Below are 9,873 nucleotides of genomic sequence, written 5' to 3'. Positions count from 1 at the left end.
GCTCTTAAAAACAGCCGCGGATTATGCGCTTATTTGCTAGCCGCTTCAAGATTCGCCGGGGAATATGGATATAGCCGGAAGTTAGATTTCGATCCTCGTGCCCATTTCGATGACCCGATTAGATGGGATCCTGAAGAAGTCTGCCACGTTCATGGCATTTTTCGACAAAGCCAGGAACAGCTGCTTGCGCCACCTCGTCATGCCGGGCGTGGGGCCTGCAACGATCACGTCGCGCGAGATGAAGAACGAGGTGGCCATCATGTCGAAGGGCAATCCCCGTGAGGCACACAATTCCAGTGCCGCCGGAATGTCTGGGGTATCCATGAAGCCGTAGAAAATCCTGACACGGTAAAAATTATTTCCCAGGTTGTCGATCAGCAGCCGGTTGCCTTTGGAGACATAGGGCTTGTCTTCGACGATGACGGTCAGCAGGATGTTGCGTTCGTGCAGTACCTGGTTGTGTTTGAGATTGTGCAACAGTGCGGCAGGCGCGCCTTCATCGATGCCGGTCAGGAAGACGGCGGTGCCCTGTGCCCGATTGACGCTGTCTGCACTATCCACAAACATCTGTACGGGCACGGATCGACGGGATATCTCCTCCAATAACAATTTCCGCCCGCGTTTCCAGGTGGTCAGAACGGTAAATGAAAGCGCTGCGATGCCCAATGGGAACCAGCCGCCTTGCGGAATCTTGAGGGCATTGGCCGAGAAGTAGGCCAGGTCGATGCAGAAGAAAGTGCCGATCAACAGGGTGACGAGCAGTGGCGACCAGCGCCAGGCTACCAGCACGAAGCCGATCAGTACGGTGTCTATCATCATCGTGCCGGTGACGGCAATGCCATACGCCGCTGCCAGATTGCTGGAGCTTTGGAAGGTGAATACCAGGAAAACGACCGCCAGATAAAGCGTCCAGTTGGTCAGTGGGACATAGATCTGGCCTTGAGCCTTATCGGAAGTCTGGCGGATTTCCATGCGCGGCAGAAGACCCATCTGTACCGATTGGCTGGCGACCGAGAACGCGCCCGAGATCACGGCCTGCGAAGCGATCACCGTGGCTGCGGTGGCGAGCAACACCATCGGTATCAAAGCCCATGCCGGGGCGAGCAGGTAGAACGGGCTTTCGATGGCTTGGGGGTTGGCCAGCAACAGCGCGCCTTGCCCGAAGTAGTTTAATACCAAGGCTGGCAGCACGAAGGAGAACCAGGTCAGCCGGATCGGGAATTTCCCGAAGTGTCCCATGTCGGTGTAGAGGGCTTCGCCGCCGGTGACGGCCAGCACCACGGAGCCCAGGGTCAGAAAAGACAGCCAGGGATCCAGGATAAGGAAGCGGTAGGCAAAGAGCGGATTGAGCGCAAACAATACTTGCGGGTTTTGTGCGATGGACAGCGCACCCAGCAGTCCCAGGATTGCGAACCAGAAGATCATGATGGGGCCGAATGCCATCCCCACCGCTCCGGTGCCACGCTTCTGCACCATGAACAAGGCGGTCAGCACCATGATGGTGATGGGCAGGACGTAGCTGTTGAGCTGGGGCGCCACGACATTCAGCCCCTCGACGGCGGAAAGCACGGAAATGGCGGGGGTGATCATGCTGTCGCCGTAAAACAGCGCGGCGGCAAATACGCCGAGTACCGCGATGAGCCATTTCGTGGCGGGACGCTTGGCGGACAGTTCGCTGGCCAGCGCCAGCAGTGCCAGTGAGCCGCCTTGGCCGCGATTGTCCGCGCGCATGATGATGGTCACGTATTTGAGTGACACCAGCAGCATGATGGTCCAGAACATCACGGACAGCACCCCGAGCACGTTGACTTCGGTCACCGGCAATGGATGATGCCCGGCGAAGGTCTCCTTCAATGCATACAGTGGGCTGGTTCCGATGTCGCCGTAGACCACGCCGATGGCGCCCAGCAGTAAAGTGGGCAATTTTTGTTTCACATGCGTACCGCTCATGCCGTCTCCTCTTCTCCCTTTGCGGAAGAATGGGGCGGCACTCTACGCCTGCGCCATGCTGAATGCAATGCAAGTGCCGGGGTGCGGCAGCATGTCCATGACTCGCTGCGAGTGCGGGCATTTCCCCCTCATACAAGTTAAGATTGCAAATATTCAGGATATAAAGTCAGACGCATGGCCAAGGACCCGACCGATTACAGCACCGTCGATTTCATTGCGCCTACCTTGCATGTGACCTGCGGCCAGGTGTTGATGGACCGGCAGCGGCATATCGCTATCGTGGCGAAGAAAGGCCGGACCTGCGCGCATCTGGTGCGCGTGAAGTCCGGAGTGTTGAAGCTGACCAGGCTTTCCGCCAAAGAACTGGTCGAGGAATGGTCGGATGCGGATTACCCGTTCGACCGTGCGGTGGCCAAGCTGCTCGATCTGGGCAAACAGCATGGCATGACCGATGGAGCGCGCCGCGCGCTTGAAGAACTGACCAGATCGGGACGCGAGCCGGTGCAGCAAAGTTTATTCGGGTGAGGCATTCGGTTAAAGGGCGGCTTTCGACGGCGGGTTCAACAGGAATCCCAACCTACTTTTTCCCGCAGGCGAGCTTCCACAAAGCCTCCCCGTTGCTGCCTTTGGGAATGGACTCCCATTCCGGGGATTCATAAACGATGCTGCCCGTTACCTCGCCCGCGCCCATATTCCCGGAGTACATGGAGGCCGCGACAATTCTGGATTGCCCTTTGGGGCAGTCGAACTCATATTGCGTTTCCCAAGACAGGAATTCCTTGCTATCGCTTAGCCTGGATGCTTTCCTGAGATCGACCATAGACAATATGGTTACCTTGTCGCCGTTTTTTTCGAGCGGGGATGAGCTGGCATAGACGGTGCGCGCGTCATCTTGCACAACCTTGCGCCAGCCGGCCTTGTCCTTACCCCCGCTTGCTTTTGCCTCGGCCTTTTTCTTTGGCAGATCCTTCTTGCAGACATACGCGCCGCCCTGCGTTTTCCCGTACCACTTCATACCCTTCGAGTGAACATTGCCGCTGCGGAGATTGAGCCAGACGACGGTGTCGTCCGGGCAATGTTGCTGCGCGGCTTGTTCGCTCTGGAATTGCTCGGCGGCCATTGTTGGAAATGCGAGCAGGCATAACAGGAACGGCAAAATGGAAACGGCTCTCAAGTTCTTTCTCCCGGCATCAACGTTTGAGGCTCAACTTTGCCACAGCGGCGGCTCATCCATCGCCGCGATCTGTTCGCGCAGTTCGAGGATGTGGTTCTGCCAGTAGTGTTGCGTGTTGAACCACGGGAACGCCTGCTTGAAGGCGGGATCGTCCCAGCGCTGCGCCAGCCAGGCGGCGTAGTGGATCAGGCGCAGGGTACGCAGGGCCTCGACCAGGTGCAGTTCGCGCGTATCGAATTCGAAGAAATCCTCGTAGCCGGCGAGCACGTCGCCCAGTTGCCGCACGCGGTCGGCGCGCTCGCCCGACAGCAGCATCCACAGGTCCTGCACCGCCGGTCCCGTGCGGCTATCGTCGAAGTCGACGAAGTGCGGGCCGTCGTCCGTCCACAGCACGTTGCCCGCGTGGCAGTCGCCGTGCAGGCGCAAGGTTTGCAGCTTGCCCGCACGGTCGAATCCGTGGCGCACGCCGTCCAGCGACTGATCGGCCACGCTGCGGTAAGCCGCCAGCAGGTCCGGCGGGATGAAGTCGTTCGCCAGCAGGTAGTCGCGCGGCGCGATGCCGAAGCTCGCGATGTCCAGCGCGGGACGTTGGGTAAAGGGCTTGAGCGCGCCGATGGCGTGGATGCGTCCGAGGAAACGCCCCATCCATTCCAGCGTGTCGCGGTCTTCCAGTTCGGGCGCGCGTCCGCCGTGCTTGGGGAAGACGGCGAAGCGGAAACCCTCGAAGTGGTGCAGCGTCTTGCCGCCGATGTCCAGCGCGGGCACCACGGGAATCTCGCGCTCGGCCAGTTCCTGCACGAAGGCGAGCTCTTCGAGGATCGCCGCGTCGGTCCAGCGCGCGGGGCGGTAGAACTTCGCCACCAGCGGCGCGCCGTCTTCGATACCGACCTGATACACGCGGTTCTCGTAGCTGTTCAGCGCCAGCAGGCGCCCGTCGCTGCGCAGGCCGAGATGCTCCAGCGCGTTCAGCACGCAGTCCGGCGTGAGCGAGGAGAAGTTGGGATGTGTCACCGGGCGTTCATGCGCCGGATGGCTTCGGCGCATTCCGCCACCAGATCGGTGCCGCGGTAGACCAGGCCGCTGTAGACCTGCACCAGCGATGCGCCTGCTTGCATCTTCTCCACCGCGTCCGCGCCGTTGAGGATGCCGCCCACGCCGATGATGGGCAGCGCGCCCTTGAGTTCGGCGGCGAGTGCGCGGATGACGGCGGTGGATCTGTCGCGTACCGGCGCGCCGGAGAGTCCGCCGGTCTCATTGCCGTGCGGCAGGTTCTCCACGCCCTCGCGCGAAAGCGTGGTGTTCGTGGCGATCACGCCGTCGATGCGGTGCTTGGTGAGCAGCGCGGCGATCTGCTTGATCTGCTCGCCGTCGAGGTCGGGCGCGATCTTCACCGCCAGGGGCACGTAACGCCCATGCTGTTGCGCGAGCTTCTCCTGCTCGGCTTTCAGTTGCGCGAGCAGGGCATCGAGCTCGTCGCCGCCCTGCAACTGGCGCAGGTTCTTGGTGTTGGGCGAGGAGATGTTGACGGTGACGTAGCTGGCGTGGATGTACACCTTGCGCAGGCAGATCAGGTAATCGTCCGCCGCTTTTTCGATCGGCGTGACGGCGTTCTTGCCGATGTTGATGCCCAGGATGCCCTTGAAGTTCGCGCGCTGCACGTTCGCGATCAGCGCATCCACGCCGTCGTTGTTGAAGCCCATGCGGTTGATGACGCCCTGTGCCTCGGGCAGGCGGAACATGCGCGGCTTGGGGTTGCCCGGCTGCGACAGCGGGGTGATGGTGCCGATCTCGATGAAGCCGAAGCCGAGCGCTGCGAGTGCATCGATGCACTCGCCGTTCTTGTCCAGTCCGGCTGCAAGTCCGACCGGGTTGGGGAAGGTCAGTCCCATCACGGTGCGAGGATCGTCGGCGGGACGGCGCGCGGCCAGCGGCAGCAGGCCGAGGCGGTGCGCCGCATTCAGGGTGTTGAGGGTGAGGTGGTGCGCCGTTTCGGCGTCGAGCGCGAACAGCGCGGGGCGAAGCAGGTTATACGGATTCATTTCTTGGTGGTGACGGGAATAGGAAACGGTTTTCTCTTGAATAACTCGAAGCGGGTCTTGCCGCGCCATTGTTCGGCGATGATATCGCCAAGCTGCAGGCATAGCAGGCCGAACAGTATATAGCCTGCTTGTGCGAGCAGCAGGTTGACCTGCAGCTCACCGCCCACTGCCTGATAGCCGAACACGGCGAGGTTGCCGACGACCAGGCCGGATATCGCGGCGCAGACTGCGCGCCCCCAGTCTCCGGACTTCACGCCGGAGAAGACAGTGCTCTCGTGCCACAGCAGTTGCAGCGCGGCCAGCAACAGCAAGGGGGATAACCACAGCAGCCAGAACAGCTGCGCCGGCCATGCCGCGCCGCCGATCAGACCCAGCGCGGCGAGCGGCGTCAGGATGAAAGCCTGCGTTTCCGCAGACGGTGCGGGGATGGACGGGCCGCGGGCGAGGCGCTGGAGCAGGCCCGCGAACGAGCCGAGCAGGGCGCGCAGGCTCAATACCGCGGGAGCGAGCAGCGCGAACAGCAGGGTGTCGAGGGCGATCTGCCAGACGGTGTTCTCCTGCGCCGCCGACCAGCTGGCGGCGTAGTGGTTCAGGTAAGCCAGCAGCCAGCCGAGCATGGCGCTTGCGCTGCCGACGGCGAGGAAGTAGTTGCGCTGCACTTTGAGCGGGTTGTTGCCGGTACGCAACGTCACGACGAGGTTGGTGAGCAGCAGGGCGCACAGCAGCGCCAGCGCGACGATCACCGTGGCGGCGGTGCCGTCGGTCTGCGCCGCGAAGGAGGCGAGTTCGCTCCACTCCTTGCCGCTCAACAGCATTCCCGCGAACGGCAACAGCAGCAGCGCGAGGACAAAAATACCGAGACGTGTCTTCATGATCTTTCTCCTTCGTCCATGTCGGCAACCAGCGGTTGCCAGACGCCGTCGATCAGCCCCTCCGCGGGCTGGTAGCGGGTCTTGTAGGCCATCTTGCGGCTCTCCCTGATCCAGTAGCCGAGATAGACGAACTCCAGTTCGAGCTTGCGGCACAGTTCGATCTGCCACAGAACGTTGTAGACACCGAGGCTGGCGTGCGGCAGGTCGGGATCGTAGAAGGTGTAGACCGAGGACAGGCCGTCGCTGAGCAGGTCGATCACGCTGACCATGCGCAGCACGCCTTTCTCTCGGAACTCCACCAGTACCGAATCCACATGGCTTTGCAGCAGGAAGTTCTGGTACGAATCGCGGTCGTCGTTGTCCATGCCGCCGTCCTTGTGGCGCGCCTGCTGGTAACGCTGGTAGAGCTCGTAATACTCGTCCTTGTTCTGCAAGGGGTGCAGCGTCGCCTCGAGATTCGCGTGCCGCGCCCAGGCGCGCCGTTGCGAGCGGTCCGGCGCGAACTGTCTGGCTGACACGCGCATCGGCACGCAGGCGCGGCACGCATCGCAATGCGGACGGTAGGTATAAGTCCCGCTGCGGCGGAAGCCGTGTAGCACCAGTTCCGAATACACCGGCGCGCTGATCAGGAAGGCGGGCGTGGCGACCTGCGAGCGCGCCTGGATCTCCGGCAGGTAGCTGCAAGGATAAGGCGCCGTCAGGTAAAAATGCAGCGCGGTGAGCGGGATGTCGTTCAGCAGGCTCATCTGAAAAGGTCGGGGTCGAATTCCCAGTTGGTTACCGGTTCACAGTGTATCAATTCCTGCAGCCGCGCGATGAATTCGGCCCGCGGGATTTCGCGCGCGCCGAGTGAGGCGAGATGCGGCGTGTTCATCTGGCAATCGATCATGCCGAACTGCCACCGATCGAGCTGTCTGGTGAGGTGCGCCAGTGCGATCTTGGAGGCATCGGTCCTCCGGCTGAACATGGATTCTCCGTAGAACATGCGCCCGATGCCCATGCCGTACAAGCCGCCCGCCAGTTCGCCATCTACCCATGTTTCGACCGAATGTGCGTAACCCAGTTCATGCAGCGCGCAATAGGCCGCGATCATCTCATCGTGTATCCAGGTGCCGCTTGCCCCTTCGCGCGGTGCGGCGCAGGCGCGCATCACCTGCTCGAAGGCGGTATCGAAACGCACCTCGTGCCTGCCGTTGCGCAGGATCCTGCCGAGCGAGCGCGAGATCTTGAACTCGCTTGGTATCAGCACCATGCGCGGATCAGGGCTCCACCACAGGATCGGTTCGTCCGGGTTGAACCACGGGAAGATGCCGTGCCGGTAGGCTGACAACAGGCGCGGAACGGACAGGTCGCCTCCCGCAGCGAGCAGGCCGTTGGGCGAGCGTAGCGCTAGTTCGACGGGGGGGAAGTCGGTACTGTCGGTGAGCCAGGGGATCATCGGACTAGACCTTTTGGCATATATTCATTAGGGGTATTTTGTGCTTATATTGCCACGGTCAAAGACTATCGTGGTGGCGAGGTGGCGATGTTATCGGCTCTGTTCGGCAAAAAAAACGATCACCCCATGGCGGACATCAAGTCCGCACAGGCGTTGCTGGAAGACTTGCCGAAGAACGATGCGCACAAATCGCTGGGAGAGCTGACCGAGTGGATCGAATCGGTGTCGGACCATGTCGACTTTCGGCTGGAACACCAGTTCGCCGTGTTGCGCCTGCTCGACGAGACCGCACAGCCTCATGTGCATAAGCTGGCGCGCGATTACTTCACTCCCGGGGAACTCGGCAAGTTCCAGGAGAACCGGCTGTGGCTGGCACTGGACAATTTCTACCGTCATTCCGCCAATGCATATGGCGTGCTGTTCGACCGCTACAGCAGCGGCGACAAGGGCGGCGGCGCGCTCAGGGAGCATGTGCCGCTGATCGCCACACGTGCGATGCATGCCTTGGCCAGGCGGCAGAAATATGCCTGCGCGCATTACTGTCCTGCCGGCAGCAGCATCTGGACCGACCTCGCGAAACTGTACCGGCACGCCGAGCAACAGAACTATCTGGATGCTCCTGTCGCACTATATCCCGGCGTGGGCGGCAACACCTCGGTGCGGTTGGTGGCGGGGCATTTGCTGGGCTGGTATGGCTGCGGGGTCAGTGCGTTGAGTCCGCTGGATATCCACTTCGTCGAGCGCATCGTCGGTCAATATTGCGCTGCGATAGAACTCGGTGCGCAGTTGGGCGCGAACAGCCTGTTCAGCTTCGACCTGGAACGTCCGGCCGCGCCGATGCGGGTCAAGGTGGACAGCACCGTGCATCCGTCCATGCGTTTCGTCGACATGTCGGCGATGCAGCCGAAACTGGAAAGTCTGCTCAAGACGCTGGACAAGAATGTCGTGCCGGACGAGTTGAACCTGGGCGGGGCATATGAGGCGGAACGAGTGCGCGGCGCAGCCCGGCATCTGCTGGAATATCTCACTGATCCGCCGTTGCGCCGCAGCGTGCGCCGCAGCATCAAGATCGACATGAACGTGGTGAGCGGCTTTGCCAAGGTGGTCGAGCGCGCCGGTGCCTCTCCGGAAAACGGCGAAGATCGTGCGGTGTACTGGGAGATCGAGGACATCAGCAGCAGCGGGTTCCGTGCCGTGTTGCCGGCGCAGGGAATCGACGGCATACGCATCGGCACCCTGCTCGGGGTGCGGCCGGGCAGCGTGTCGCACTGGGGGGCTGCCGTGGTGCGCCGCCTGATGCGCGACGACGCCAATCTGTTGCATGTGGGCGCGGAGATACTGTCCAGCCATGCCGTCGGTGTGGTCTTGAGCCCGAGCGGCGGCGGGGTGGATGACGGGCTGCCCGCGCTGTGGCTGCAAGCGAAACCGGGCGAGCCGGACGGCGAGGTCCGCCTGTTGATGAAGGCGGATACTTTTTCCATGCACCGCAGCCTGAAGACCGGTTTGAACGGCAAGCATTACCTGTTGATTCCGGCGGGCCTGCAGGAACACGGCCTCGATTGCGATCTGGCGCGTTTCCGGCTTGTCGAGCAGGAAGCCGGTGGCGACGGGGACTACTGAACCCGCGCGGACAGCCAGCTTTCGATATCCTTCAATTCAGCATCGCATACCGAATGCGGCATCGCGTATTCATGCCATTCCACCGCGTAACCCAGCTCCAGCAGCGCCTCCCTTGAATCGACGCCCAGCTTGTATGGCACGACCAAATCGCTGCGGCCATGCGCCATGAAGACCGGTGTTGTCCGCGTGGCTTGCTGCATCTCGGCAGGCAGGCTGTCCGCCAGCGGCAGGTAGGTGGACAGTGCCAGCACGCCGCCCAGCGGCGCACTCTGGCGCAACGCGGTGTGCAGTGCGATCGCGCCGCCTTGTGAGAAACCGGCCAGGAATATGTTGCTCGGCGTGATGCCGCCCGCGATTTCCTGGGCGATCAGTGCCTCGATGGCGGCCTGAGAGGTGCGGATTCCTTCGGCATCCTGCCGGGCGCCGATATCCTGGCTGGCGATGTCATACCAGGCGCGCATGACAAATCCGCCGTTGATGGTCACCGGGCGCATGGGCGCGTGGGGAAAAATATAGCGCATTGAGCAGGGCAGTCTGAGCTCGTCGACGACGGGTTCGAAGTCGTGTCCGTCCGCTCCCAGGCCATGCAGCCAGATGATGCTGTGGCGCGGGTTTTTGCCGGATTCGATGGTGATGCTTGCAAGATTGCCGGGCATTTCTTCCTCTGTTCGCTGGATCACGCGGTCAACGGTTCGGATTAAAATCACGTTAAAGTAATCACCGGAACCGCCGATAAGAGCGAAACCGACGATTGATTAATAAGAAGCAGTCTGGGTGGAG

At 61.7% G+C, this 9,873-nt stretch carries 10 protein-coding genes; 2 read left to right on the top strand and 8 right to left on the bottom strand.

The window, feature by feature from the left end; genetic code table 11:
- Nucleotides 1-81: 81 nt before the first annotated feature.
- Nucleotides 82-1,950, bottom strand: coding sequence for a potassium transporter Kup (locus FGKAn22_RS09925; RefSeq protein WP_212785487.1), 1,869 nt, complete (start codon nucleotides 1,948-1,950; stop codon nucleotides 82-84).
- Between the two features lie 174 nt (nucleotides 1,951-2,124).
- Between FGKAn22_RS09925 and FGKAn22_RS09920 the strand changes: the two genes are divergently transcribed.
- Nucleotides 2,125-2,475, top strand: coding sequence for a hypothetical protein (locus tag FGKAn22_RS09920; RefSeq protein WP_212785486.1), 351 nt, complete (start codon nucleotides 2,125-2,127; stop codon nucleotides 2,473-2,475).
- Between the two features lie 52 nt (nucleotides 2,476-2,527).
- Here the strand turns inward: FGKAn22_RS09920 and FGKAn22_RS09915 are convergent, their stop codons facing one another.
- Genes FGKAn22_RS09915 through aat form a run of 6 tightly spaced genes read right to left on the bottom strand, consistent with a single transcriptional unit; the run spans nucleotide 2,528 to nucleotide 7,473 of the window.
- The gene (locus tag FGKAn22_RS09915) at nucleotides 2,528-3,124 is read right to left on the bottom strand and encodes a surface-adhesin E family protein (RefSeq protein WP_212785485.1); all 597 of its coding nucleotides are present in this window, start codon (nucleotides 3,122-3,124) and stop codon (nucleotides 2,528-2,530) included.
- Between the two features lie 30 nt (nucleotides 3,125-3,154).
- Complete coding sequence (locus FGKAn22_RS09910; protein WP_425513844.1) at nucleotides 3,155-4,135, bottom strand: serine/threonine protein kinase; 981 nt, start codon at nucleotides 4,133-4,135, stop codon at nucleotides 3,155-3,157.
- A complete protein-coding gene (locus FGKAn22_RS09905; protein ID WP_212785483.1) occupies nucleotides 4,132-5,163 on the bottom strand; it encodes a quinone-dependent dihydroorotate dehydrogenase in 1,032 nt (343 codons plus the stop codon). The genes FGKAn22_RS09910 and FGKAn22_RS09905 overlap by 4 nt, the downstream gene beginning before the upstream one ends.
- Nucleotides 5,160-6,035 (bottom strand): hypothetical protein, encoded by an 876-nt coding sequence (locus tag FGKAn22_RS09900; protein ID WP_212785482.1) that lies wholly within the window; start codon nucleotides 6,033-6,035, stop codon nucleotides 5,160-5,162. Before FGKAn22_RS09900 ends, FGKAn22_RS09905 begins: the two co-directional genes overlap by 4 nt.
- Nucleotides 6,032-6,781 (bottom strand): arginyltransferase, encoded by a 750-nt coding sequence (locus FGKAn22_RS09895; protein ID WP_212785481.1) that lies wholly within the window; start codon nucleotides 6,779-6,781, stop codon nucleotides 6,032-6,034. Before FGKAn22_RS09895 ends, FGKAn22_RS09900 begins: the two co-directional genes overlap by 4 nt.
- Entirely contained in the window at nucleotides 6,778-7,473 is a 696-nt protein-coding gene (aat, locus tag FGKAn22_RS09890) for a leucyl/phenylalanyl-tRNA--protein transferase (protein ID WP_212785480.1), read from the bottom strand. The genes FGKAn22_RS09895 and aat overlap by 4 nt, the downstream gene beginning before the upstream one ends.
- A 126-nt stretch (nucleotides 7,474-7,599) precedes the next feature.
- On the opposite strand from aat, the gene FGKAn22_RS09885 reads away from it, so the two are divergent.
- Entirely contained in the window at nucleotides 7,600-9,093 is a 1,494-nt protein-coding gene (locus FGKAn22_RS09885; RefSeq protein ID WP_212785479.1) for a hypothetical protein, read from the top strand.
- Here the strand turns inward: FGKAn22_RS09885 and FGKAn22_RS09880 are convergent.
- The gene (locus tag FGKAn22_RS09880; RefSeq protein WP_212785478.1) at nucleotides 9,087-9,749 is read right to left on the bottom strand and encodes an alpha/beta hydrolase; all 663 of its coding nucleotides are present in this window, start codon (nucleotides 9,747-9,749) and stop codon (nucleotides 9,087-9,089) included. The genes FGKAn22_RS09885 and FGKAn22_RS09880 overlap by 7 nt on opposite strands.
- Between the last annotated feature and the right edge of the window lie 124 nt (nucleotides 9,750-9,873).

This window comes from Ferrigenium kumadai (assembly GCF_018324385.1).
In the GTDB taxonomy this organism is placed as follows: domain Bacteria; phylum Pseudomonadota; class Gammaproteobacteria; order Burkholderiales; family Gallionellaceae; genus Gallionella; species Gallionella kumadai.
This window is presented reverse-complemented; position numbering and strand designations above follow the sequence as displayed.

What these genes read in the sequence shown, in the direction of transcription:
- FGKAn22_RS09925 (WP_212785487.1), bottom strand. Translation starts at nt 1,950, where the DNA reads ATGAGCGGTACGCATGTGAAACAAAAATTGCCCACTTTACTGCTGGGC.
- FGKAn22_RS09920 (WP_212785486.1), top strand. Translation starts at nt 2,125, where the DNA reads ATGGCCAAGGACCCGACCGATTACAGCACCGTCGATTTCATTGCGCCT.
- FGKAn22_RS09905 (WP_212785483.1), bottom strand. Translation starts at nt 5,163, where the DNA reads ATGAATCCGTATAACCTGCTTCGCCCCGCGCTGTTCGCGCTCGACGCC.
- FGKAn22_RS09900 (WP_212785482.1), bottom strand. Translation starts at nt 6,035, where the DNA reads ATGAAGACACGTCTCGGTATTTTTGTCCTCGCGCTGCTGCTGTTGCCG.
- FGKAn22_RS09895 (WP_212785481.1), bottom strand. Translation starts at nt 6,781, where the DNA reads ATGAGCCTGCTGAACGACATCCCGCTCACCGCGCTGCATTTTTACCTG.
- aat (WP_212785480.1), bottom strand. Translation starts at nt 7,473, where the DNA reads ATGATCCCCTGGCTCACCGACAGTACCGACTTCCCCCCCGTCGAACTA.
- FGKAn22_RS09885 (WP_212785479.1), top strand. Translation starts at nt 7,600, where the DNA reads ATGGCGGACATCAAGTCCGCACAGGCGTTGCTGGAAGACTTGCCGAAG.
- FGKAn22_RS09880 (WP_212785478.1), bottom strand. Translation starts at nt 9,749, where the DNA reads ATGCCCGGCAATCTTGCAAGCATCACCATCGAATCCGGCAAAAACCCG.